This is a genomic window from Persicirhabdus sediminis (assembly GCF_016595495.1).
Lineage (GTDB): Bacteria > Verrucomicrobiota > Verrucomicrobiia > Verrucomicrobiales > Akkermansiaceae > Persicirhabdus > Persicirhabdus sediminis.
Window position 1 is genome coordinate 340,773 of the sequence record NZ_JAENIM010000039.1, and the last position, 23,363, is coordinate 364,135.

The 23,363-nt window shown below is 49.8% G+C and carries 21 protein-coding genes and 3 tRNA genes; 19 read left to right on the plus strand and 5 right to left on the minus strand.

The window, feature by feature from the left end; all coding sequences use genetic code 11:
* The first annotated feature begins 37 nt into the window (after positions 1 to 37).
* The 6 genes from JIN82_RS08895 (at position 38) to JIN82_RS08920 (ending at position 5,107) form a co-directional block, all read left to right on the plus strand.
* Entirely contained in the window at positions 38 to 511 is a 474-nt protein-coding gene (locus JIN82_RS08895) for a hypothetical protein (RefSeq protein ID WP_200311279.1), read from the plus strand.
* 66 nt (positions 512 to 577) lie between these two features.
* Entirely contained in the window at positions 578 to 1,309 is a 732-nt protein-coding gene (locus JIN82_RS08900) for a class I SAM-dependent methyltransferase (RefSeq protein WP_234041879.1), read from the plus strand.
* A gap of 591 nt (positions 1,310 to 1,900) precedes the next feature.
* A complete protein-coding gene (locus tag JIN82_RS08905; protein WP_200311281.1) occupies positions 1,901 to 2,428 on the plus strand; it encodes a hypothetical protein in 528 nt (175 codons plus the stop codon).
* 261 nt (positions 2,429 to 2,689) lie between these two features.
* Positions 2,690 to 3,595, plus strand: coding sequence for a DUF2971 domain-containing protein (locus tag JIN82_RS17590; RefSeq protein WP_325099484.1), 906 nt, complete (start codon positions 2,690 to 2,692; stop codon positions 3,593 to 3,595).
* Positions 3,596 to 4,114: 519 nt separating this feature from the next.
* Positions 4,115 to 4,405: a hypothetical protein gene (locus tag JIN82_RS08915; protein WP_234041880.1), complete on the plus strand. Its 291-nt coding sequence runs from the start codon at positions 4,115 to 4,117 to the stop codon at positions 4,403 to 4,405.
* Between the two features lie 270 nt (positions 4,406 to 4,675).
* Positions 4,676 to 5,107 carry a GNAT family N-acetyltransferase gene (locus tag JIN82_RS08920; RefSeq protein ID WP_200311635.1) on the plus strand — a complete coding sequence of 144 codons (432 nt, stop codon included), beginning with the start codon at positions 4,676 to 4,678 and terminating at the stop codon, positions 5,105 to 5,107.
* A gap of 93 nt (positions 5,108 to 5,200) precedes the next feature.
* Here JIN82_RS08920 and JIN82_RS08925 read toward each other — a convergent pair whose 3' ends face one another.
* Positions 5,201 to 5,962 (minus strand): outer membrane beta-barrel protein, encoded by a 762-nt coding sequence (locus JIN82_RS08925; protein ID WP_200311284.1) that lies wholly within the window; start codon positions 5,960 to 5,962, stop codon positions 5,201 to 5,203.
* A gap of 205 nt (positions 5,963 to 6,167) precedes the next feature.
* Between JIN82_RS08925 and JIN82_RS08930 the strand changes: the two genes are divergently transcribed.
* Positions 6,168 to 7,193 carry a helix-turn-helix domain-containing protein gene (locus tag JIN82_RS08930; RefSeq protein WP_200311285.1) on the plus strand — a complete coding sequence of 342 codons (1,026 nt, stop codon included), beginning with the start codon at positions 6,168 to 6,170 and terminating at the stop codon, positions 7,191 to 7,193.
* Between the two features lie 37 nt (positions 7,194 to 7,230).
* Here JIN82_RS08930 and JIN82_RS08935 read toward each other — a convergent pair whose 3' ends face one another.
* On the minus strand, positions 7,231 to 9,615 hold the full coding sequence (locus JIN82_RS08935; RefSeq protein WP_200311286.1) for an arylsulfatase: 2,385 nt from the start codon (positions 9,613 to 9,615) through the stop codon (positions 7,231 to 7,233).
* 194 nt (positions 9,616 to 9,809) lie between these two features.
* On the opposite strand from JIN82_RS08935, the gene JIN82_RS17485 reads away from it, so the two are divergent.
* Together JIN82_RS17485 and JIN82_RS08940 are read left to right on the plus strand one after the other, a co-directional pair.
* Positions 9,810 to 9,944 carry a hypothetical protein gene (locus JIN82_RS17485; protein WP_267906517.1) on the plus strand — a complete coding sequence of 45 codons (135 nt, stop codon included), beginning with the start codon at positions 9,810 to 9,812 and terminating at the stop codon, positions 9,942 to 9,944.
* On the plus strand, positions 9,937 to 12,855 hold the full coding sequence (locus JIN82_RS08940) for an endo-alpha-N-acetylgalactosaminidase family protein (protein WP_200311287.1): 2,919 nt from the start codon (positions 9,937 to 9,939) through the stop codon (positions 12,853 to 12,855). The genes JIN82_RS17485 and JIN82_RS08940 overlap by 8 nt, the downstream gene beginning before the upstream one ends.
* 74 nt (positions 12,856 to 12,929) lie before the next feature.
* On the opposite strand, the gene JIN82_RS08945 is transcribed toward JIN82_RS08940, so the two are convergent.
* Positions 12,930 to 13,721 carry a S1 family peptidase gene (locus tag JIN82_RS08945; RefSeq protein ID WP_200311288.1) on the minus strand — a complete coding sequence of 264 codons (792 nt, stop codon included), beginning with the start codon at positions 13,719 to 13,721 and terminating at the stop codon, positions 12,930 to 12,932.
* 415 nt (positions 13,722 to 14,136) lie between these two features.
* Here JIN82_RS08945 and JIN82_RS08950 point away from each other — a divergent pair, with 415 nt between their 5' ends.
* The 9 genes from JIN82_RS08950 (at position 14,137) to JIN82_RS08990 (ending at position 20,285) form a co-directional block, all read left to right on the plus strand.
* Positions 14,137 to 14,712 (plus strand): c-type cytochrome, encoded by a 576-nt coding sequence (locus tag JIN82_RS08950; RefSeq protein ID WP_200311289.1) that lies wholly within the window; start codon positions 14,137 to 14,139, stop codon positions 14,710 to 14,712.
* A gap of 60 nt (positions 14,713 to 14,772) precedes the next feature.
* Positions 14,773 to 15,519 carry a pyridoxine 5'-phosphate synthase gene (locus JIN82_RS08955; protein ID WP_200311290.1) on the plus strand — a complete coding sequence of 249 codons (747 nt, stop codon included), beginning with the start codon at positions 14,773 to 14,775 and terminating at the stop codon, positions 15,517 to 15,519.
* Between the two features lie 16 nt (positions 15,520 to 15,535).
* Positions 15,536 to 15,928, plus strand: coding sequence for a holo-ACP synthase (gene acpS / locus JIN82_RS08960; RefSeq protein WP_200311636.1), 393 nt, complete (start codon positions 15,536 to 15,538; stop codon positions 15,926 to 15,928).
* Between the two features lie 88 nt (positions 15,929 to 16,016).
* Positions 16,017 to 16,091: transfer RNA gene (locus JIN82_RS08965), tRNA-Asn, on the plus strand.
* Positions 16,092 to 16,119: 28 nt separating this feature from the next.
* A tRNA-Asn gene (locus JIN82_RS08970) sits at positions 16,120 to 16,194 on the plus strand.
* A gap of 128 nt (positions 16,195 to 16,322) precedes the next feature.
* Positions 16,323 to 16,457 (plus strand): hypothetical protein, encoded by a 135-nt coding sequence (locus JIN82_RS17490; RefSeq protein WP_267906518.1) that lies wholly within the window; start codon positions 16,323 to 16,325, stop codon positions 16,455 to 16,457.
* Positions 16,458 to 18,761: 2,304 nt separating this feature from the next.
* A tRNA-Ser gene (locus tag JIN82_RS08980) sits at positions 18,762 to 18,849 on the plus strand.
* 309 nt (positions 18,850 to 19,158) lie between these two features.
* Positions 19,159 to 19,716: a hypothetical protein gene (locus JIN82_RS08985; protein ID WP_200311292.1), complete on the plus strand. Its 558-nt coding sequence runs from the start codon at positions 19,159 to 19,161 to the stop codon at positions 19,714 to 19,716.
* A 395-nt stretch (positions 19,717 to 20,111) separates the two neighbouring features.
* Positions 20,112 to 20,285, plus strand: coding sequence for a hypothetical protein (locus tag JIN82_RS08990; RefSeq protein ID WP_200311293.1), 174 nt, complete (start codon positions 20,112 to 20,114; stop codon positions 20,283 to 20,285).
* Between the two features lie 914 nt (positions 20,286 to 21,199).
* On the opposite strand, the gene JIN82_RS08995 is transcribed toward JIN82_RS08990, so the two are convergent.
* Positions 21,200 to 22,081, minus strand: coding sequence for an N-acetylmuramoyl-L-alanine amidase-like domain-containing protein (locus JIN82_RS08995; RefSeq protein WP_200311294.1), 882 nt, complete (start codon positions 22,079 to 22,081; stop codon positions 21,200 to 21,202).
* Between the two features lie 91 nt (positions 22,082 to 22,172).
* Entirely contained in the window at positions 22,173 to 22,646 is a 474-nt protein-coding gene (rnhA, locus tag JIN82_RS09000) for a ribonuclease HI (protein WP_200311295.1), read from the minus strand.
* Between the two features lie 103 nt (positions 22,647 to 22,749).
* Between rnhA and rlmB the strand changes: the two genes are divergently transcribed.
* Complete coding sequence (rlmB, locus tag JIN82_RS09005) at positions 22,750 to 23,316, plus strand: 23S rRNA (guanosine(2251)-2'-O)-methyltransferase RlmB (protein ID WP_200311296.1); 567 nt, start codon at positions 22,750 to 22,752, stop codon at positions 23,314 to 23,316.
* Positions 23,317 to 23,363: the final 47 nt, after the last annotated feature.

Here is a 23,363-nt window from a genome sequence, read left to right on the forward strand (position 1 = left end):
TTACATTTAGCCCTTCGTTATGTGGTAGGGTTGCGTCATGAGATATCTATGCGCCACCATTACTTACCTCTTATTCTCTGGTTCGCTCATCGCAAATGACAAAGCTAGGATATGCAATGGGCAATTAGATATTGCAGTTTTAAGTTTCGGTGAAACGGACTTTCTTAGAGAGCACATGATTCATATTTTTGACTCAGCTCAATTTCATCATAAGCAAGGCAGCTTGCAGCAAGTTAAGTCACGGCAAGAGATCAATAAGCTGTTGGGCGATATTAGACAGGGAATTCACCTTGAATTGATTTTAGAAGAACCAGCTAGAATCGTCGTTGAGCAGGAGGTGATTAAGCCAATTAAGCTTTGGGCAAGTGTAAGGGGTTCAGATGGTTTTGTTGCTGATTGGGTGCTTGAGGACTCCAAGGGCGGCTTAGTTTCTCTAAATAAAGTTAGAGGTGAGCTTGTTGTTCAGCTAGCTCCTTACATTCTTAATATTCTCAATACTAACGAAGATTAATTCTGAGACCTATTGATAGGCATATTACTTTGCTAGAGATTTCTAGCTGGCTGAGAATAGAATAGATTGACAATATTGTTTGGTTTGGGAGTTTCAGTCATGGCGATGAGATTAGAAAATGTCGTGCCTTTTGGGCGATCGTTGGATGAATATCAAAAGATGTTTAGCCTCACAAAATCAGAGCTTAAATCAAAAATTATTGGTGTTGCAGACGGTCCGGCGAGTTTCAATGCAGAGCTAAGAGCATTGGGTGGTGAGGTAATTTCAATTGATCCTATTTATGAATTTGGAGCCGATGAAATAGAAGAACGTTTTAATGCTGTAATTGATAACATCATCGCTCAGGTTGAAAATACACCTAACGATTGGGTGTGGTCATATCATGGAAGCTCTGATGGATTACGTGAGAATCGCATGAAGGCAACTCAGGTTTTTACTGATGACTATCGAGTAAATCGTCAGTCAAGTAGTTATGTGCAAGGGGCTCTGCCGAGTTTGCCGTTTGCAGATGATCAATTTGAGCTAGGCTTGTGCTCTCATTTCTTATTCCTGTATACCGATCATTATTCATATGAGTTTCATGAACAGTCGGTTTTGGAAATGCTAAGGGTTGCCAAAGAGGTGAGAATATTTCCATTACTCACTCTAATGCGTGAATATTCACCTTATATTGAACCGTTGCTGAGTGTGTTGATAGATAGCGGATATTCCGTTGATGTTAGGGAAGTGGAGTATGAATTACAAAAAGGTGGCAACCAGATGTTGGTGATCAAGAGGGCGTCAGCGCGGTATCACTAGCTGGTTCACTTCAAGAAAACCCGAAGGGTGTTAAGACTTTAACCGTGGCCAGCGAGCTAGCGTGCGCCACCCACGGACGGGCCAGCTAGCATGGATCTACCGGCGGGAAGGAAGTTTGTTAGTTTTCAGTTGGCAGTTTTCAGAGTCTGGCAGTGTTTTGGCAAACCCGGAGGGTTTAAGGATTATAGCCGTGGGTTAGCGAGCACCACCCACGAACGGGCCAGATAGCATGGTCTGCCGGCGGGAAAGGAAGTTTGTTAGTGTTCAGTGGGCAGTTTTCAGAGTCAGGCAGTGTTTTGGCAAACCCGGAGGGTTTTAAGATTTTAGCCGTGGGTCAGCGAGCTAGCGAGCGCCACCCACGGACAGGCCAGCTAGCATGGATCTGCCGAAGGTAGAATAGAGGGACGGGTGTCCGTTTGTGTTCTGTTGGCAGTTTTCAGAGTCTGGCTGTTGGAGGGAGGAGCCTCAGATGGTATAGGTTATAGCATTGTTTACCCGCGTGGTTGGGGTAGGATTAACTGGAGGTGACAAGCTTGCTGTTATTTATTTTAGGGTGACTTGTTAGCTGGAATCAGTTATGTACGTTTGGTTATGATGAAGTTTGGCAAAATTCTATTTATATCATTTTGCTCTCTGTGCACTTTTTCTTGTGATTCAGAAGATGAAAACCACACAGGATCAGTATCTACTGAGGATAAGGAAGTGGAAGATAGGAAGGCTGCTCGTGTTTTTGAGCTTGAGTCTATTGTGATTCCTGTTGTGGATTTTGAAAATACTTCAGTAGAAGAGGCGATAGATTTTTTGCGTATACGGGCTAGGGAACTAGATAGAGAGGTCGAACCATCATATAAAGGTGTTTCCTTCATCATTAGAAAAACAAGGTCGAATGTTGAATATGAGAACACCGAGAATACTGAGGACCTGCTGTCCAGCGATGTTAATTCCACGAATGCGATAACACTGAAAGCGGAGAATATAAAGCTTGTTGATGCTCTAGCTGAAATAGCGACTCAAACAGAGCTAGACATCTATTTCATAGGTGGTGGTTGTACACTCGTGCCCAAAGGTACTAAAATTGACAGTGCTGCAGAAGCTTGGACTGTGATACAAGCAGAGTAGTACGTTATCGTTTTTTCACTTCGCACTTTAATCGCGGGGTCAGCTTAAGCATTTTTTTCAACAGCGTGGTGTACTTTTAAATATGCCTGTCGACAAGCAAGTGGGCATGTTGCTAGTTGAGCTTGTCTATCAAGTGGTGCGACGCAGCCTTGCTGACGACAGCGTGTGTTATGTGAAGATCAGGTCGTAATTAACATTTTGAGGAAGTTCAATATTGAAGCATGATTGACAAGTTTAAGCTAGGTGGGTGAGTGTAGCCAAGTGATAAGAAAAAGACCTCACGAAATAAAGCAGTTCTATAAATACATGGAATATGGCACTGCGATAAAAGTGGCTGAGAACGCTACCCTCAGATGGAGTTCGTCAAAGATATTTAATGATCCTTTTGACGTCCCTTTAGATATTTTAGATGGTTTCGATTTTGAATCAGTGAATCAAGCTTTTCTGACTCGCTTGATAAAACTGCTTAAAAACCCAGATGAATTAGATCTTAGCCAGTTTGGTGATGATTTTGGAACATTTTTTCATCTGTTAAAGTGTGGCGAGCAAAGTAGCCGAGAGAGGTTGATTGAATGTATATTATCATCCCCTCAGGCATTTACGGGTCATATTGGTGAGGGTTTGTTTGATGAAATTAGAAATGCATGGAAGTGTATGTATTCTGAAAAAAGGATTTTATGTCTTTCTAAAGTTTGGAACTCCGCAGCGATGTGGCATCACTATGCAAAAGGTCATAATGGATGCGTTTTTGAGTTTGCATGTAATGAAGAGAATGACAGTGCTTGGTTGGCAGCAGAACCTGTTAAATATATAGATGGAGATCTACAAATTAATACAGCAGATGGGTTTGTTGATGCTTTGTTAGAAGGCGGGGCTGCTGGTATAGCTAAACAAATACATGATGAATATACGTATACGAAAACTCTGGATTGGAAATACGAAGAAGAATACAGGGTTTCTACATTTAAGCGCCCGCAAGACACAGGCGATTATACTGATTATGAATTTGCGGAGGAAGATCTCTCAGCTGTGATTATGGGAGAAAAGATGGAGCCCGAAGCAAGAAGTAGAGTAGTCGATCTTATTTCCTCAAAATATCCTCACACAGTGATTTGGGTGGCCTACAAAGAGGGGGGACGTCATCTCAAGAAACGCCTACATTGCTAACGAATAGAAGTGACTTATCGGAAGCGAAAATATAAATCGGGAGCCCTAGCGAGTCTCGTTTTGCTTTTTGGGGATGTGCTTGGCTGTTGGCATGGGCGTGGAGGTTGAGATTGATGGCTTTGATCATGGAAATAACTTGGCAACAGATTCGTTGCATTAGTTAGGCCTTGTCTCGCCCCTTCAGGGCTAGGTTTGTGTGTGGGTTTATCCCAGCCCTGCGTTGAGCCTTCGGCTCTGCCTTGGACTGGGCTGCAATGTTTCGCCCACGTTGGGGCGGAGGAAGAGGGAATGGCGAGGGGCGATGTGTGAATTCCGGGGCGATGGAACTCAAATAAAGTCGGGCAAAGGTAACTTTTTGTAATTAGAAAAGATGATTTTGCTGCAGGATTATTAGGCTGAGCTTGGTCCGAGCTCAGGAGGATGTTGATTCACTTTATACTGACACCTATGAATTGAACGTGCCTGAGGTGGGTAGTTAGATATTGCTATCATGTGACCTGTTGGATAGTCTGTGGCGTGATGATCAATAATCCTAATTACCTATTTCCTCAGGCTGAAAATACAGCGTGTTATACGAGCAAGCATATCATTGAGGATGGGAAACCAATCCTTCATGTGGTTCATGATGAGGATGGCGAATGGCAATTTATGGGTGATCAAGAGTGTGATGTGGAGGATGCTAGAATAGTGACAATGGGGCAGATTGTTCAGCTAGACCCAAGTGTAAATGGCTTGTACGAGATGCCTTCTGGTATAGGTGCATTTCGTGAATCCGTGGGCGGCGAGTGGAAACCGTATAAACTGCAATAACTACTTTTTGGCCATTATCTATAATTGATATTCTAGGGTGGTTTGACTGCATGTAACCATGAAAGATTTCAGTCTATCAAAATCATCTAGGCGGCAAGCGTTAGGAAACCTAAAGCGAGCCGCTGCTAAATGACAAAGCCGAGATGCTAAATCTCGGCTACTTACAAACAATTTGAAGTGGTTATGTTATTTGTAGACAAGGTGTGGCTTGTGGATCAAATTAGCGTTTGCGGATGCATGTAGATGTAAGTCAACTTTAGAGAAAATATGATGATAGTAGAAAACGTGCTTCCTGAAGATTACGAAGAAATGCTTCATGTTTGGGAGAATTCAGTTCGAGCAACTCATGGCTTCATAACAGAGGAAGATATTGAGTTTTTTAAACCCATCATCATTGAGCAAGCTTTTCCGGCTGTAACATTGAGGTGTGTGAAAAATGATAGCGGATCAATTATGGGTTTTCTGGTTGTCCACGACGCAAAGGTTGAGATGTTATTTATTTTGAACGAAGCAAGAGGTAAAGGTATTGGTAAAAATCTGCTGCAATACGCAATCGATCAGTTAGGTGTAACTAAGGTTGATGTGAACGAACAAAATCCATTGGCTGTTGGATTTTACGAGCACATGGGTTTCAAAGTCGTTTCGCGCTCACCGCTTGATGATATGGGAAAGCCATTTCCAATCCTGCACATGACACTTTAAAGTTAGGGAGCGGTTATTGGCTGTTGTTAGCTTGGGTGATTGCAGCTAGCAGGAGTTGGGGTGCGGTGGCTGCTGCTAGCTGCTGGGTTCCTACTAAAATTTGTATTCGATGCCGATGACGGGTCCGTGGGCGGTGACGTCGTAGGTAAATCCGTCGTCATGGTAGTCGGTATAGATGGCGCGGTAGCCGATGACGGCGCCGGTGCACGGGTTGATTTGCCAGCCGAGGCCGAGCATTGCTTGCCACGTTAGATCAGACGAGATGCCAAACCCGCCGATGTCTCCAGCTGCGCGCAGGTAGAAATCTTCGTTGAATAGGTGGTTGTAGCGCAGGCCGATGATAGGGTCGACCCAGCTTTTGTCTTGGTCGATGTGGTGGTCATTGAAGTCGACGCTGACGTCTAGCCAGTTGCTACGCATGCCGCCGTAGAGTGACAAGGTGGAGCTGTTGGATTGATAGACTTCATAGCCGAGCACGAGGTTGGTGATGAGTTGTTTTTGCTCGAGGCTGATAGATGACCGCGGTGTGCGGTGGTCGCCGCTGATGTCAGCGTAGTTGAGATCTAGCAGCAGGCTCCATCTGTCTTTGCCAATTTCCAATGAGCCCATGAAGCCGACCTCTAGATTGTCGACGAGATCTGAGAATGGCACGTTGATGTCGGCAATGTTATTGCGCACGCCGATGTCGCCGTCTAATGATTGCGCCCAGAGGTAGATGGCGGCACGATAGTACCAGCCGTCGTTAGTATTTTCTATACTCAATGGTGGCGGGGTGAGTGGCTGGCTGGATCCAGCTAGTGATAGACTGGTGGTGGCGAGAACTAGACAGCTGCAGTAGGTGATAGTTTTTTTCATGACTGTTTGATGGTGTGGGGTGAGATTGCTGGATCTTTGTTAGTGGGTGGTTTTGCTGCGGTGATTAGTTGCTCTTTGTGTAAAAAATGCCGACTAGTAGCTAGACTAGAATGACTTGGCGCAAAGTGTCAAAATGCATCGATAGCCAAAATCCGCAGTTAATGAGCTTGAGTTTGCAGTGACGGCTGGCGCATAGTGTTTTTTAATGATGATTGACGGTCAGTTGGTTGAGATGGATTTCTCTGACGCGGGGATGTTTGAACAAGCAATTTTTGGTGGTCAGCTACACCCGTGCCAGCTGAGTAAAAAGCCAAGCCGGTCGAAGCTAGTTAGGGTGTTTTTAGATGCTGGCTGTTTGGATGTGGTGAGTGCTGGCCCGCAGATGTTGTACGAGGGGGTGATGCCAGCGGATTGTTATACGCTAAGTTTGGTGTTGCGCAGTCCTAGGCCGGCGCATTCGTTTAACTTTGGGCTGGATTTTACCGCTGGCTGGCTGGGCATGTTTCCGCCGTCTGGGGTGCTGGATTCGGCAAATTCAGCTGGCTCTATCAATGCGATTTTAACTATCCCAGTGGCCGTGTTTGAGCGCGATGTGATGCGGCATTTTCCAGAAATGTCGGCGAGTATTTTGCGCCACGGTGGTGGCTGGGATTTGGGAGCCGAATCCTTTGTTCAGCTGCAGGCATTGATTCGTCTGCTGGTGGATGCGGCACACGCGCCAAAGGGAAATAAACTGCTAGCTGCCTACGGTCGCCAGCTTTTGCCCAATCTGCTGCGCGCACTGCGTCAGCGGCTAACTGATGAGGGTGATCGCCGCGCCTCTATTTCTATCAACCGGGCGGTGGCTGACAATGGTGAGCCGAATGGAAGTACGAGTGGGCGAGCTAGAGGGACACGCCGCTATGAGCGCTTGCGCAGGGTGAGAGATTTTGTTCACGATCATCTAGCGGAGAATGTTAATGTTAGCGACCTATGCGTGTCGTCTGGCTTGTCTGAGCGTGGGTTAGAGAATTTGTTTAAAGACCTGCTAGGGGTGACGCCGTCGGTATTTCTGCGTCACCAACGGCTGCATCTCGCGCGCCAGTTGCTGTTGGGGTCTGAGCCGGATGTGGGCATGGTGAAGGCAGCGGCGTACGCAAGTGGCTTTCTGCATCAGGGACGCTTTGCGCATTATTACTGCGGTTTGTTTGGTGAAATGCCTGCTCAAACATTGAGCAGGCATTCAGCATAGTTAGGTTGATGTTTGCAGCTGGTTTGTTAGCTGGAAATTATTCGCCAGCTGGTTTGTTAGCTGGCATGGGTTTGGAGATTTCCACTAGCAGCTTGGGAATCTGCCCATTGAACTTGGTTTCATGTTCGTTTTTGAACTCAGCCACCACCGGCGTGCCGAGGTCGAAGCCGACGTCAGCGGTTTCATCAGCTGAGAAAATCGCAGCCTGAGTGCGTGGGATTTCTCCTTCAGCGACAAGTTTGTCGCCAACAAAGAGTTTGCCCGTGCCGCCAGCGCCTGGGCCGGTGCCATTGTTAGTAAACTCAAATCTCAGCTGTAGCTGATCACCTTCGCTGCCAGCTGGCAGTGCTTGCTCAGCCATGATGGTGGTCTGCTCGAGGCCGAGGAAATTGTAGGTATAAGCAGGTTTGCCGTCATGACAGTGGAGCGCCCAGCCACCAAATCGACCACCTTGGGCGATGATCACGCCTTCAGCTGGCTGGTCGCCCAGCTCGATGTCGGCGGTGAGTACCTTGGACATATTTTTGACGTTGAGGAAATTGCTTTCCATGATGCCAGACATGCCATCGCTGAGCGTCATGGACGTTCTGCCAGCGAGGATATCTGGGCGGTTTACAGCGGTGGCATTGAGGCGCTCAAAGACACGGTCGTCGAGCGGGTAAACGTGGTATTTCAGCGCTTCTTCAGCGAAGAGCGCCTTCATTTCTTCGACCTTTTGTGGCTGGCTCTCGGCGATGTCATTGATGCAGCTGTAGTCTTCCTTGAGGTTATAGAGCTGCCATTTTTCCTCTTCCAGCTGGGCGCGCGGCTGAGCTTCCCACGGTGCGCGGTGGATGATGCGGGCAAACCATCCATCGTGGTAAATCGCGCGGTTGCCGGCGATTTCGAAATACTGCGTTTTGCGCAACTCTTCAGCATTGGCGTCATTGAATGTGGGCATCAGGCTGACCCCTTCCATGGGGATTTGTGGTGTGCCGTTGACGATTTTTGGTTCCGGTAGCTGGGTGGCCTCGAGGATGGTGGGGGCGACATCAATGACGTGGCTGAACTGGTGGCGGATTTCATTTTTCGCCTGAATGCCTTTTGGCCAGGAGGCGACCATGCCTGAGCGGTTGCCGCCAAAATCTGAAGGCACCTGTTTGGTCCAGGAAAATGGTGTATCTAGCGCGACCGCCCAGCCAGCAGCCATGTGCGGGTAGGTTTCTGGCCCGCCCCATTGGTCGAGGTGTTGCAGCATGTCGGAGACTTTTTCAGGCACTTGGTTGAAGTAGGTATATTCGTTGAACATGCCATTCATGCCACCCTCGGCGCTGGTGCCATTATCGCCCGCTACGTAGATGATGAGTGTGTTTTCCAGCTGGCCAATTTCTTCGATGGTTTTCACTAGCTGGCCGATGTGGTGGTCGGCGTAGTCGAGGTAGGCGGCAAATGTTTCTACCTGACGGGTGAAGAGTTTTTTCTCATCGGCATTGAGTTTGTCCCAATCCTGAATCGCTTTGGGTTTCGGTGCGAGCTGGGTATTGGCTGGCACGATACCCATTTCCAGCTGGCGCTTTAAGGTTTCTTCGCGCATCTGGTCCCATCCTTGGTCAAATTTGCCATGCCATTTTTTGATCCAATCATTCGGCACGTGGTGTGGTGCGTGCACCGCTCCTGGGGCGAAGTAGATAAAAAATGGTTTCTCTGGGGTGATGGCTTTTTGGAATTTGATCCACTGGCTGGCCTGCTCGGTCATGTCGGCCATGAAGTGGTAGTTCGGGTCGTCTGGCAGCTCGACGGGGGTGACGCCATCGTATAAATACGGTGCCCATTGGTTGGTCTCGCCGCCGAGGAACCCGTAGAATTTATCAAAACCACCATTTGGGCCGGTGGGCCAGCGGGTGTGTGGGCCGGAAACGCTGACCTCCCAGGCTGCGGTTTCGTGCCACTTGCCAAAGGCAGCGGTGCTGAAGCCATTGAGACGCAGCATTTCCGCCACTGGCGCGACGGAGTTTGGAATCATGCCTGTGGCGCCGGGAAATCCGGTGGCCATCTCGGTGATGAACCCCATGTTGCAGGTGTGGTGGTTGCGGCCAGATTTGAGCGCTGCGCGAGTGGGCGAGCACAGTGCTGTGGTGTGGAAATGGGTATATCGCAGGCCATTTTCCGCTAGCTGGTCGAGCGTGGGGGTGGGAATCGGGCCGCCAAAAACGCTAGAGGCGCCAAAGCCCAAGTCATCCAGCAAGATGAGCAGCACGTTGGGCGCTCCAGCTGGTGCTTTGACATCAACACGTTGTGGCAAGTTAGCCTTGCGGGCGTCCATCTCGGTGATCACCGGGCGGGGTGGCAGCTGGATGGGTAATACCGTGCGGTCTAACTCAGCCGCCGTGAGTGAGCTGGTCAGCGCAGCCGCTGCCAGCAGTGAGGATATGGAAATTTTCATGTTTGTAGATGGTTGTTCAACCAACTGACAAAATAAGTCCTGTGGGTGAGCTAGGCAAAAATAATTTGTATCCAAAATCCGAAGTTGTGCTTTCTGTCTGACGCATCTGGTTTTTTGGAACTCGCCTATAATCAATTAGATCGTGAAATTCCGCTAGAGCAGTCATTCACGGGTTGTTTGGCGGTGAAATTTGCATGATGAAAAAACCATTGGTTATTAAAAGTAATTTCGTATATGAACTCGGCCAGTTTGAGTGCTGGACACGCCTGATCGATGGCACAGAAGGCGAGTTCGCTCTAACTATTTACACCAAACCAATCTATGTCTAAATATTTCACACCCCAGCTGGTGGGCACAATATCCGCCTGCCTTATTGCGGCAGGCCAAGGTGCCGAGCTCAGTAACAAGAATCTATCGGTAGTGACAGATGACGCTTTTCCAAGCATCGTTAGTTACACTCACAAGCCGAGTAAGTCGGTGATTAACGGCCAGCAAAAAGCAGCAAAAAGCATTCTATTAAATGGCAAAGAGACTGATTATAAAGTCACTAGCAAATCACTTGATGCGGCCAGCGTTGAATACAAGCTGACCTTTGCAAAAGAGAAAATCACTGCCACGCTCGTCTTCACGCTGGAGGAAGATAGCCTTCTCATCACCATGACTGAGGTGGACGAGCAGGGGGATGCGAAGTTGCACAGCTTGGATTTCCCAGAGAATACGCTCTACCAATACAAAGCTAGCCAGAAAAATAGCTCAGTGGCGATGACCAACAGAGGTAAGGATCGTGAGATCATCTTTGAGCTGAAAGATATTGTGATTGGCAACAATTGGCGTAGCTCTGAGCAGGTTCCTGCGCTTGGCAGTTGTCGATATTTGTTTGGCACCACAGGCGACCTTGCGCTCGGCGTGGCTAGCAACCATCATACTGATACGCAACGCACGGCATTTGCCGCTTCCGGCAAAGGTGATGATGCAGAATTTCGTGCGCTGATGCCACAGCTCGCGTATCGGGAAATCGACAGCGAGACCAATGAAAAGCCATTTGTACGTGTCTTCCTCACCAGTGATCGCAATGGTGATGATAAGGCGACTTGGCAGGACGCCGCTCTGGTTTACCGCGAGACCATGCCCAAGCCATTTGGCCACGAAGAGACCAAAAAGATCGTTGGCCAGAATATCGCGATGAATTTTGCCAGTGGAGCTCAGCGTCCATTTCTCAGCATGCTGGATGACATCAAGCGCGGCTATCTAGCCACCGATGGTCTGGAGCAGCAGGTGCTGATTAAGGGATTCAGCGCGGAGGGCCATGATAGTGCCAATACCGATTATTCAGGCCACTACAACGAACGAGCAGGAGGTTTGCGTGACCTGCAAGTTCTCACCGAAGAGTCTAGAGCATACAACGCGCGCATTGGTTTCCACATCAATGTCAGCGAGGTTTATCCAGAAGCTCACCGCTACGACCCAGAGATCATTGAGATGAAAGACGGGGTGAAGAAAAATGGCTGGAAGTGGCTGGACCAATCCTACGAAATCGACAAACACCACGACATGGTCAAAGGCGACCTGCAGAAGTCATTTATCGGCATGGCTAAAGACCTGCCGGATCTTGAATTCATCTACGTCGATACCTATCACAGCAATGGCTGGCCAGCATGGAAGCTAGCTGAGCTGCATCGCAGTACGGGCTTGAGAATGGGAACTGAAAATAACTCAGCTCTGGATCCGTGGTCAATTTGGGCGCACGCGCGCAAAGAATATGGCACCATCACTCGCTTTATTTGGTATTCTGACCGCGACATTTTTAGTGATAATGTCCTGCTGCGCAGTGGTTACGGCGCTGGTTTTATGGGGTGGAAAAACCAACATAACTTTGAGAGTTACATCAACTCTACCTTCTCCATTGGCCTGCCATCGAGCTACCTGAGACACTATGATCTGCTTAGCTGGGAGCCTGGCGTGGAAGCGATTTTCTCTGATGGTGTGGTTGCTCGTATTGAAGGTGAAGAGGTGGTTGTGAGCCAAGATGGTCGCAAAGTCATGAGCTGGGATCTCGAGCGTGAAAAGACACGTCTGCTGGTGCCATGGAATCCCATCACTGCAGATAAACTCTACCTGTGGGATAAAGTTGGCTGTACAAGTAGCTGGGAATTACCTGATAGCTGGCGCAAATACGATAGCGTCTACCTCTACCAGCTGACCGATACTGGCCGCGCCAATGAGCAGAAAATTGCAGTAAATAATGGCACCATTTCGGTGAGCCCAGACGCTGCAGTTCCTTATGTGATCTACGCCAAACCAGCTGGAAAAGTCAGGGAGATGGACTTTGGAACGGCTGCGCGATTGCGTGATCCTGGATTTGATAGCTACCAGCTGGACCATTGGTCGCTGACTGGCAATCAAGCCAATTTCAAAATCGTCAATGACAGCAAACGTAACCCACAGCTCAACGTGGGAGCTGAAGCTGGATCTGCCAGCCAGAAACTGCGTTACCTGCAAGGTGGCAAAACCTACGCGGCATCCGTCTGGGTGAATGTTAGCGGTGATGAGCGCAAGGCGTCTATCACAGTGACACCTAAGGGCGGTAAGCCTGTTAGCAATTACGTCACCAAGACAGATGTGCAAATGCGTGTTCCTAATAGCAAGTGGTCGAAGACAAATTTCAACCGCATCAAGGTGGTCTTTGATCTGCCAGCTGGCGTTGATGAAGCCACGCTCAGCCTAGCTGCTGAGGCGGGTAAGGATGGTAGCAAGGTGATCTTTGATGAAATCCGTGTGGTGGAATCTGGCCGCTCGGCGCAGGCTGCCAAGCACTGGTTCTACGAAGATTTTGAAAACGTCGACATGGGCTGTGGTGTTTTTGAATGGTGCTCGGGTGAGCGCAGTCATTTGGCGGAAGCCAATCCACCTTATACCAAAGATGTTATCAGTGGTCGCTTTTCATTAAAGACACGTGAGAGGAATAATTCGACTTATGCGCGGACACTGCCGGCTACTTTGCGCTTTGCTGCCAACACCAGCTATACTCTAGTTTGTAAAACACTCACAGGTGAAGAAGCGTCGGGGAAAATTGAAGCTCGCGATGGTAAAACGGTGCTGGCTTCAGCTGATATCAAGTCTGGTGCCAATACTGTGGAGCTGACATTCACAACTAAGTCTGAAGATGCCTACCTGGCGCTGACTAAGCTTAGTGGCGACTGGCTGAGCATCGACGAGGTGGCCATCGACGAAGCCAAATAAGCTCGTCCGGTTCGCTAAAAAACGCGCTAGGCTGCAATAGCTTAGCGCGTTTTTTTTGATTTAAATGGGAGAGGTTATTGGGCCATTTCCTCGGCTTCAGTCTCGGGGTCGTAGTTGAGAAGTTCTGCCACCAGCTGGATATCTTCACCGCCAGCTTCGACATGTTTGCCGCCGACTTGCTTTGGCTGGAAACCGATAGAGAGTACACCGATGGCGTGGCCATTGGTATCTAAAATAGGAGCGCCGCTGAAGCCGCGTAGATCAACGGCGGGTTCGATAGAAAAGCGGAATAGGTTGCCGTGTTCGCGTTTGGTGACTTCGCCTTTGTAGACGTTTTGGACGCTGGCTGGCTCGTCGTAGGGGACACCAACGAGGTAGACGGTTTCGCCTACTTCAGCTGGCTCGGCGCGCATGCGCAGTGGTTGCGCCGGGTAGCCGAGCGGGTTGAAAACTGTCTCCATCACTAGCCAGTCGTGAGATTCCTCGTAAGCATAGTCTTCGGTAAAGATGACGCGACCTAACTTCAGTGATTGGTCACTGAGCGTGCGCGGGTGTACTTTCCAGCTCTCTAGCACTTCGTCTAGATAGTAACTATCAATCTCTGGGGTGACGCCGCCATTAGGGCCAAGTAGATGGCGGGCTGTAGCGCCGTATGTTAGCCCGCGTTTGTCTTGTACCAGAAAGGCGCTGGCACCGCGAAGTGGTGTATGTCCGGTGAATTTGGCCTCGTTGGTTAATACAATTTGTGGCCACTCGGAAAATGCTTTGTTGGCCCACGGCTCTGGCGTAGAGAGGTCAACGGCATTTTGTTTCTCCATATCGCAGGAGGCGAGTAGCATAGGGATGATGGCGATGAGCAACTTCATACAGAGGGTGATAGGTTAGAGTTAATTTTTGTGTCGAGTTGCTAGCTTTTGTCAAACTGATATCTTTGGTGTTAGTGATTGATTTTGTGTTATTTGTCTGACTTTCTCACGCTTTCGCTGAGTCGTGATTCAGGTTGGTGTCATCTTCTGATCCATCACATCAATTAAGTGTTTCTATCTTCTGTTGGCTAGTGTATTTCCAGCTGGCTGGGAAAAATGGCTTCACACAGATGGATGATAGATTTCTCTGGCTGGTGATTTCGCTGTGCATATTATGCACGCAAGTTTGCATAATTTGTTTGTGTCTTGCTTGACTTGTTCAGACGCTCATTTTTGTATGAAGTCACACCTTGGTGAGAGCGTCACCTCAAAGCTCTTATCAACCAAGCGACTTTCACACTTTTCAAAAACAAACATGAAAACACCACTAGTTCCCACCCTGCGCCGATTGGCGATGCCTGTAATGCTCACTTGTACTGCTGCGGCTGTGATCAGCTGCTCCGACGAAGGTAAGCTAGGTGATAACGACCTCAAGGTTCGTGATGATTTGACTCAAGAAATGGCTAGCTACGCACAAGGTGGTGCGAGCGAGGACGCTGAAGTGATCCCAGCTGAAATCATGGCTGCTGGTGAAGCAGCTTACGCAATCTGCTCAGCTTGCCACGGACCTGACGGTGCTGGACTCGACCTTGGTGGTGGCATGATGATGGCTCCAGCGCTGGCTGGATCTCCAGTAGTGAATGGCGACCCATCTCTATCTGCGCTGGTGATCCTGCACGGTATCGAAAAAGAAGGCACTGATTTTGTTGGCATGATGGCGCCACTGGCAATGGAAGACGACCAGCTGGCTGCAGTGCTTACATACACTCGCAACAGCTTTGGCAACTCAGCTGGCCTAGTGACTCCTGAGCAAGCCGCTGAATTCCGCGCTCAGTGGGCTGACAGAACCGCTCCAGTAAAACGTGCTGAGCTCACCGAACTCACTAAGTAATTTTAGACCATCAGCTGGCAATGACTTGCCACTGTGAGGCTCATGCGGTAGCTCTACCGCATGAGCTTTTTATTAGGCGTAAATATTGACCACATCGCGACACTTCGTCAGGCGCGATACGCTTTACTACCAGATTCACCCAATGCTGAGCCGAGTCCGCTCGAGGGTGCCATTGATTCCATAGCTGGCGGTGCCGACTCTATCACCGTACACGTGCGTGGCGACCGCCGCCACATGCAAGAGCAAGATGTATTTGCCATCAGCGAGCAGCTGGACATCCCGCTCAACCTAGAAATGGGCAATACCGCAGAGATGCTAGACATCGCGCTGCGCCTCAAACCTGAGTTTGTCTGCCTGGTGCCAGAAACTCGTGAAGAAGTGACCACAGAAGGCGGGCTGGACGTCGACGGCCTATTTGATTCCCTGCAGCCAACGGTAGCCCAGCTGAGAGCTGCTGGCATCAAGGTGAGCATGTTTATTGACCCAGACATCGCCCAGGTGGAAGCATCCGCTCGCATCGAGGCAGAAATGGTAGAGCTGCACACGGGATGTTTTGCCAATGCCTTTGGTGAGCAGCGCGCCGAGGAAGTCGCGCGCCTCAAGCTAGCTGCTGAGCGTGGCCACGAGCTCGGGCTGCAAGTAAATGCCGGCCACGGCATCAACTACGAAAACATTGCCGACCTCGCTGAGGTGCCACACCTCAAGGAATTCAACATCGGCCATACCATCGTCTCGCGCTCGGTGCGTGTGGGCATGACGCAGGCCGTCGCTGAAATGCGCACGGCAATCGGCAAATATTTTGCATAATCAACCAGCTGGCAAAATGAATTTATATGGCATCGGCATCGACGTAGTAGAGGTGGCTCGCATCGAATCCTCACTGCAAGAATTCGGATCTCGCTTCCGTGAGAAGGTTTTTACCGCGGCTGAACGAGAATATTGCGAAAAACAGAAGCGTCCTGCGATTCATTTTGCCGCCAGATTTGCAGCCAAGGAGGCAATCGCCAAAGCATTTGGCACTGGCATCGGAAAAAATCTTGGCCTGCTCGATATTGAGATTTTGCGCAAGCCATCAGGCGAGCCAACCGTAGTTCTCAGCGGCGCTGGTCAGCAATTTGCTGAAAATCAGAACATTACCGAAATCAAAATTAGCCTGACTCACGCGGATCATTACGCGGCGGCTAATGCAGTTGTTTTGGCCGCAGAAAAAAATTAAGATTTCTTGTAGTTTCTTCTTGCCCGCAGAGAAAATTCAGGTATTTATTCGCCGCGCAGCCGCAAGGCAGCAGACAAAGTTTTCAAATTCCGGCATAGCTCAGCGGTAGAGCGGGTGACTGTTAATCACTAGGTCCTTGGTTCGAATCCAAGTGCCGGAGCCATTTGAAAATCGAGTTAAACATGAGTAATTCCGGCATAGCTCAGCGGTAGAGCGGGTGACTGTTAATCACTAGGTCCTTGGTTCGAATCCAAGTGCCGGAGCCACTCGAAAATGAAAGGTACCCAATCGGGTGCCTTTTTTTGTGCCCGGGTGTTTCAGGCATTTCCTGCTTGCAGGTGGCAGGTGGCAGGTGGCAGGTGGCAGGTGGCAGCTAGCAGGTGGCAGGTGGCAGGTGGCAGGTGGCAGGTGGCAGGTGGCAGGTGGCTGGTGGCTGGTGGCTGGTGGCAGCTGGCAGGTGGCTGGTGGCTGGTGGCTGGTGGCTGGTGGCTGGTGGCTGGGCATGGGCATGGGCATGGGTGATGGGTGATGGGTGATGGGTGATGGTGTTTGTTGTATTGGCGAACTGGTGAACTGGTGAACTGGTGAACTGGTGAACTGGCTGAACTGGCTGAGCTGGCTGAGCTGGCGAACTGGCGAACTGGCGAACTGGCTGAACTGGCTGAACTGGCTGAACTGGCGAACTGGGTAGCTGGGTAGCTGGGTAGCTGGGTAGCTGGGTAGTAAATTTCCCGTGACTAGGTGAGGATGAGCGAGACTGGGGTGAATCCGCAGCTAGAGCTAGAAAATGCCGAAGGCATACAATAGCCTAGCCTAGGGTAAGGCAGCGCCGAAGGCGCAACGCAACCCTAGGTGAGCGCCCCCCCCCAAAAACCACAGAAGGGCTGAAAGCCCCAAAGAACAAAGCCCATGGCTTCAGCCATGGGATAGTGGTCATTGACGACCGCGCCCTGAAAGGGGGCTAGAAATCGCCGGTGTCCAGCCCGCTAAAGTAAGCGGGATAGATATGGCGATGTCTAGCCGGCTTCAGCTAGAAAATGCCGAAGGCATACAACAGCCTAGCCTAGGGTAAGACAGCGCCGAAGGTGCAACGTAACCCTAGGTGAGCGCCCCCAAACTCCAGAAGGGCTGAAAGCCCGACACAGTTTGATAGGCTACGTGTAGCCAGTTCGCTAGATATTTGATTGAATGCGATGCTCCAGCCAGAAAATGCCGAAGGCATACAGCAGCCTAGCCTAGGGTAAGAAAGCATCAAAAGTGCAACGCAACCCTAGGTTGCATGCCCAAAACCACAGCAGGGCTGAAAGCCCCAAAGAACAAAGCCCATGGCTTCAGCCATGGGATAGTGGTCATTGACGACCGCGCCCTGAAAGGGAGCTAGAAATCGCCGATCTCCAGCCCGCTATGGAGAGCGAGTTAGATATGGCGATGTAGGGCCCGCTAGAGAAAGCGGAGAAGGGATCTCCGCAGTCCGAAAGCCTGCGGCTGAACTGCCGAGCTGGCTGGAGATATTCAGCGGTAGGTGTGTCTGTGCCCGCAGTTCCAGCTAGAATACGAGGAAGCCATATTGCCTAGCGATCCGGCCTCAGCTGGAATATGGGAGAGTCATATTAGCTAGCGATCAAGCTTCAGCCAGAAAATGCCGAAGGCATGGAACAGCCTAGCCTAGGGTAAGACAGCGCCGCAGGAGCAACGCAACCCTAGGTGAGCGCCCCCAAAACCACAGAAGGGCTGAAAGCCCGACACAGTTTGATAGGCTACGTGTAGCCAGTTCGCTAGATATTTGATTGAATGCGATGCACCGGCTAGAAAATGCCGAAGGCATACAACAGCCTAGCCTAGGGTAAGACAGCACCGAAGGCGCAACGCAACCCTAGGTGAAGCATGCTCAAAACCACAGAAGGGCTGAAAGCCCGACACAGTTTGATAGGCTACGTGTAGCCAGTTCGCTAGATATTTTGATTGAATGCGATGCACTGGCTAGAAAATGCCGAAGGCATACAACAGCCTAGCCTAGGGTAAGACAGCGCCGAAGGTGCAACGCGACCCTAGGTTGCATGCCCAGAATCACAGAAGGGCTGAAAGCCCCAAAGAACAAAGCCCATGGCTTCAGCCATGGGGTGGGTGGGATGGATGACCGCGCCCTGAAAGGGAGCTAGAAATTGCCGCTGTCCAGCCCGCTATGGAGAGCGAGTTAGATATGGCGATGTAGGGCCCGCTAGAGAAAGCGGAGAAGGATCTCCGCAGTCCGAAAGCCTGCGGCTGAACTGCCGAGCTGGCTGTTGATATTCAGCTGGAGGTGTGTCTATGTCCGCAGTTCCAACTGGAATATGAGGAATCCATATTGGCTAGCGATCAAGCTTCAGCTGGAATATGGGAGAGTCATATTAGCTAGCTAGCCAGCTAGAGCTGGAAAATGCCGAAGGCATGCAACAGCCTAGCCTAGGGTAAGGCAGCGCCGCAGGTGCAACGCAACCCTAGGTGAGCGCCCCCAAAACCACAGAAGGGCTGAAAGCCCGACACAGACCGCGGCGCTCAAAAGAGTCATCGAGTCATGTTAGCTAGCTAGACCTTCACAATGCCGCTTGCGGTGTGTTGATCGCGTCCAGTTGCCATATTTTCTATCATTTGCTAGGTGGGTAGATCTTACCCATTGTATTAGAGTCTTGTTTGTTATGAGTTCAATGGCTTCACTAAAGGTTATGGTTCCTTAAGGTTGGCGGATAATGAAACGCTGGAGCAGCTGAGGTGAAAAAAATGCCATTTCTTTGCTTTTGTAGCTTGCAATTATTCACGTTTCCATGCAATTTGCGCGTGCCTTACAAGGTCACACGGAGGGGTGGCAGAGTGGTTGAATGCACCGGTCTTGAAAACCGGCATACCGCAAGGTATCGAGGGTTCGAATCCCTCCCCCTCTGCCATTGATCTAAAGCAAATAGCCGCAAGCAATTGCGGCTTTTTTGCGTTTATGATTACAGCCAATTGTACACTATAGTGGCACTGGGAAATGCTCATTCTTTAGCTGGAGCATTGAATGTCCAGAATAAGGGGATGATAGGGCAGCGGGAATGCTGATATCATAGCCAGCTCAGCTTGCAGTTCTCTTAACTAACAAATCACCTCTGCCCGAGGGATTGTCTTTGGAAGGGGAGGTGAGGGTGAGTTTTTGTACAAATTCCAGACTTACCTAATTAAAGTTAAAGTGAATACGTAATATGATTGTGATGAGCATGCGAAACTTTTTGGTAATTGAGCTTATATTTATGTTGGGTTTATGCGGGTGTAAGGAAGCTAGTAAGGTGAGCGAAAGCATCGTCGTAGATGGAGGTACATATACCTTTGAATTAGTTGTTGAAAATGAGTTAAATTCAGCAAAAGAGTTTGATCTTAAGTATGATGGTGGCTTCAAAAATATGTTAGTTAGCCGCTTGTTTATTCAAGAAGAAAGGGTTGTTACTCTTTCACCAACACCTACGCAAAGTGATGCTGTTCGGTTTACGGGTAGTCATCTAGGAATTGGTACTGGCTGGGAGACTGTCAAGGAGCTCTTTTTTGACGGGGATAAGTTATATTTAGGTACCCCTTACGATAGTTCTACCCGCATTGACGAGATGGCTGTGATTGATCTTGAAGCTTATCAAGACGTCTATGGGAGTGGTCAGAAACCAATGACCTACTTGACGGTAGCTCAAGGATTTTCGTACCCTAAGTTTCTAGAGATTTTTGAAATTGTAGCTAATTGTAGCAGTGTTGTTGGGCTCGGCTATTATTCTCATGTGAACCCATAATTGCGATGAATGACCATTTATTGGGGCCAGCCTGAGTAGGCGACAGCTTGGTGTGTTTTTGCCAAGCTGTTTTGCATGAATCAATTTGCTCCTGTAGGGAAGGGGGGCCGCCTAGGCGTGGTGAGAGTGGTTCTGAGATGGTTGAGGCTGCTAGAGTGCCGCGTTTGTGGGGCAAGGTGGTAGTGGCTCCTATCATCACCGAGTGGTTCTTTGTAGCGCGATGGGCTTTCCATTCTGCCTTCGGCAGATCTATCAGCTGGCTGGTGTCCGTGGGTTGCGCTCGCTGGGCTCGCTGACCCACGGCTAAAGTCTGGAAACCCTCCGGGTTATGTGGGGTAACTCTGATGTGAATAGGCAGGGCTGTGCATGATGAGGCTAGCGAGTTGGTGCTGTAGGTGGTAGCTCTGCTAGACGATGATGGACGCGAAGGGTTCAATGCGGTAGGCGCAACCGAGGCCTTGAAAGCGGTAAAAACCTACCATCGCAGGTTCAACTGGCGTAAAGGTGGCGGAGGCCGCAAGGGTCCGTACAAAGGTACACCTTTTGCTCTGCATTTGCGCGGGGAGTAGTTAGAGAGCTTAAAAGGGCGTTTGGATAGAATGGTTGACATTCAGCGGTAGTTTGGGAGCGTTTAGGTATGATAAGTTGCAATCTATCCAAACAATCCAGTCGCCAAGAATTGGGAGAACTATATCGGAGCCTCGGCTAAATATCCAAGCCGAAATGCTAAATTTCGGCTTCTCGTGTGTAATCTAATACTGTTCGGTAAAAAAGTAATCATGATAAGAAATATCACAACCGGGATAACGCTATTTTCCCTTGGTCTATTATTACGAATTAAGGCATATCCGTTAGCTTGGCCCACTAACTATAGATATTCGGGGCCACGTGAATACACTGATTGGGCGATATGGGAAGCAGCCTACATAGATGTATCAATGTGCTTTATGCTGCTAGGTGGGCTACTATTTATTTTAACACTAGTTGCTGATCAGTTTAAGAGGTTTGATGGTTAAACTAAAAACTAGCCGAACAAGTCGTTGACCCCGACGACTAGTAGCTACCGAGCTTCGTTTTTCTACTGGTTTACAGAATTGAAACCTTAATCATTTCACTAACGGTTACATCGCCGCCGGTGAATTGTACGTTACAAAAATTTGCGACCAGCCCGCTAACTGGCGAATGCATTCGATCCATGGTTTTGATAGAGCATGGATTTGATCACTGCAATGGGGGGATCGGCGCCCAAGAGAGCCAAGTCGAGTATCGTATATATCCCTGAGGGGGAGCACCAGATCACGCCAATGCTAGATGGCGTGGCAGAGACTATCACGGTGCGATGGGCTTTCCATTCTGCCTTCGGCAGATCTATCAGCTGGCTGGCGTCCGTGGGTTGCGCTCGCTGGGCTCGCTGACCCACGGCTAAAGTCTGAAAACCCTCCGGGTTACGAGGGGGAGGTCAGGTTGGAGATTTGTTGACCTGTTATTTTGGGCGGGCGATGAGGATGCCAGCGTGTTTTTGGTAGCGGTATAGGTAGTCGCTGAGTGGTTGGTCGAGGATGACTTTTTTGTAGTCGGATGACGCGTGCATGAGGCGTGCGCGGCCCTTGCTATCTTTGACGACGATGCCGACGTGTGAGCAGTAGCTGCCATTTCCGTGGCGGGCGATGCCGATGATGTCGCCATTTTTCAGCTGGCTCTCGATGGCGCGCACTTTGTCTTTGGGTATCATGCTGACCTTCATCTGGGTGACCCGTTTTTCGTGTTTGGCCATGCCGACGCGCAGCTCTGGGTTGTGTTTGAGGTAGCGGTAGTATTTCCACAGCTTGCTCATCTCGTCGCACTGGTTAGGCATGACGATAGTGGGGAATTTGTTGGTGATGTCGTTGATGTTGCGGCGCTTTTGGTTATCGTCAAACCAATCCGCTAGATAGTGGATGCGGTCGAGGTAGTTGCCTCGGCAGCGGCCGGAGAAATATCGAGTATGCTCAATCTGCGCTAGCAGGTCCTTAGGTGTGTAGCTGGATTTTTTGGTCTCTAGCATCTTGGAGAAGGCTAGGCAGGTTTCAAAAAACGTCCAGCAGTCGAGACCGTTGAAGTTGACCGATGGTGACTCGATGTGATCGTCGATCTCTAAGGTGTAGGCGACATAGGGTGTTCCTTCTAGCTGGCGGCCCACTCTAACCATGCGCTCGCCAATTTCTAGCTGGCGCCAATTTTCCCGCTCAGCGAGCAGGCAGATTTGTTGGAATTTTTGCTGTCCTACAAAGGTGGTTTTCAGCGGCAGGAAGTTTTCTGCGCTCAGCGACAATGTGCTGATAGTTAGCTGGCAGATGATGGCGGCTAGAATAGGGAACCATTTCATGCCAGCTAAGGTGGCAGATCAGCTAGGAAATTCAATCATTAGAAAATCAGCTGAGGGAAGGTGGGCGTGTCATGTCACGCTGGTTTGATCTCTATCCTGCCTCGGCCTGATAGCCGTGATCGATCGGGTTGTTTGGCTGGGTGGCTGCTTCCACGGCGAGTTCATCACAGCGCTCGTTCATCGGGTGGCCGGCGTGACCTTTGACCCACTGCCAGTCGATTTGGTGTGGCGCCATGGCTTTGAGCAGTCGCTGCCAGAGGTCTTGGTTTTTGACTGGTTTTTTATCTGACTTTTTCCAGCCACGTTTTTGCCAGCCGACAATCCAGTTTTGGCGGATGGCGTCGACGAGGTATTTTGAATCAGAAGTTAGAGTCACCTGGCACGGTTCTTTTAATGCTTCTAGGCCAACGATGGCGGCCATGAGTTCCATGCGGTTGTTAGTGGTGGTGGCAAATCCGCCATTCATTTCTTTGCTCAGCTTGCCAAAGGTGAGGATGGTGCCGTAGCCCCCAGGGCCGGGATTGCCGCGTGATGATCCGTCGGTGTAGATGGTGACATGTTTCATGTGACTTGCTTAGCGGATGTGCCGCTGGCTGGCCATACTTTTTGCTGGGATGGGTTGATTTTTGCAGTCTTGCATTTCCAGCTGGCTAGTTTACTGGTCGGGCATGCGCAGAAGGGATTCAGAAGCTAGGGAGAATAAACATGCCCGTGGTGGCCAGCGGGTGAAGAAATCACGCACTGAGGATGATTTGTTTGAAATTTTACAAAGTGACGGTCAGCCGTTGATTTTGATTCTCGACTGCGTGCAGGACCCGCACAATTTGGGCGCGATTTTGCGTACCGCTGATGGTGCTGGGGTGACGGCTGTGGTTGCGCCGAAGGATAAATCCGCTGGGCTCACTGAGACCGTGCACCGCATTTCTGTGGGTGCAGCCGATCACGTGCCCTTTGTGCAGGTGACTAACTTGAGCCGCACGATGAAGCGTCTGCAAGAAGAAGGTGTGTGGCTGATAGGCACCAGTGATAAAGGTGACAAAAACATCTACGACTGCGATTTGAAAGGGCCAACTGGCATTGTGATGGGTGCTGAAGGCAAAGGTATGCGTCGATTGATTGAGGAAAATTGCGATTTTCTGGTACAGATCCCTATGAAGGGTCATGTCGACTGCTTGAATGTTAGCGTGGCGACTGGCGTTTGTTTGTACGAAGCCGTTAGGCAGCGTGGGTTGTAATTCCCAAGCTGAAGCTAGTTGATCTAGCGTAGCTCATAGGTGGGGTG

Bases quoted from the DNA above. Each gene is read 5' to 3' on its own strand.
- JIN82_RS08895 (WP_200311279.1), top strand. From the start codon at position 38: ATGAGATATCTATGCGCCACCATTACTTACCTCTTATTCTCTGGTTCG.
- JIN82_RS08905 (WP_200311281.1), top strand. From the start codon at position 1,901: ATGATGAAGTTTGGCAAAATTCTATTTATATCATTTTGCTCTCTGTGC.
- JIN82_RS08915 (WP_234041880.1), top strand. From the start codon at position 4,115: ATGATCAATAATCCTAATTACCTATTTCCTCAGGCTGAAAATACAGCG.
- JIN82_RS08920 (WP_200311635.1), top strand. From the start codon at position 4,676: ATGATAGTAGAAAACGTGCTTCCTGAAGATTACGAAGAAATGCTTCAT.
- JIN82_RS08925 (WP_200311284.1), bottom strand. From the start codon at position 5,962: ATGAAAAAAACTATCACCTACTGCAGCTGTCTAGTTCTCGCCACCACC.
- JIN82_RS08930 (WP_200311285.1), top strand. From the start codon at position 6,168: ATGATGATTGACGGTCAGTTGGTTGAGATGGATTTCTCTGACGCGGGG.
- JIN82_RS08935 (WP_200311286.1), bottom strand. From the start codon at position 9,615: ATGAAAATTTCCATATCCTCACTGCTGGCAGCGGCTGCGCTGACCAGC.
- JIN82_RS17485 (WP_267906517.1), top strand. From the start codon at position 9,810: ATGATGAAAAAACCATTGGTTATTAAAAGTAATTTCGTATATGAACTC.
- JIN82_RS08940 (WP_200311287.1), top strand. From the start codon at position 9,937: ATGTCTAAATATTTCACACCCCAGCTGGTGGGCACAATATCCGCCTGC.
- JIN82_RS08945 (WP_200311288.1), bottom strand. From the start codon at position 13,721: ATGAAGTTGCTCATCGCCATCATCCCTATGCTACTCGCCTCCTGCGAT.
- JIN82_RS08950 (WP_200311289.1), top strand. From the start codon at position 14,137: ATGAAAACACCACTAGTTCCCACCCTGCGCCGATTGGCGATGCCTGTA.
- JIN82_RS08955 (WP_200311290.1), top strand. From the start codon at position 14,773: ATGAGCTTTTTATTAGGCGTAAATATTGACCACATCGCGACACTTCGT.
- acpS (WP_200311636.1), top strand. From the start codon at position 15,536: ATGAATTTATATGGCATCGGCATCGACGTAGTAGAGGTGGCTCGCATC.
- JIN82_RS08985 (WP_200311292.1), top strand. From the start codon at position 19,159: ATGCGAAACTTTTTGGTAATTGAGCTTATATTTATGTTGGGTTTATGC.
- JIN82_RS08995 (WP_200311294.1), bottom strand. From the start codon at position 22,081: ATGAAATGGTTCCCTATTCTAGCCGCCATCATCTGCCAGCTAACTATC.
- rnhA (WP_200311295.1), bottom strand. From the start codon at position 22,646: ATGAAACATGTCACCATCTACACCGACGGATCATCACGCGGCAATCCC.
- rlmB (WP_200311296.1), top strand. From the start codon at position 22,750: ATGCGCAGAAGGGATTCAGAAGCTAGGGAGAATAAACATGCCCGTGGT.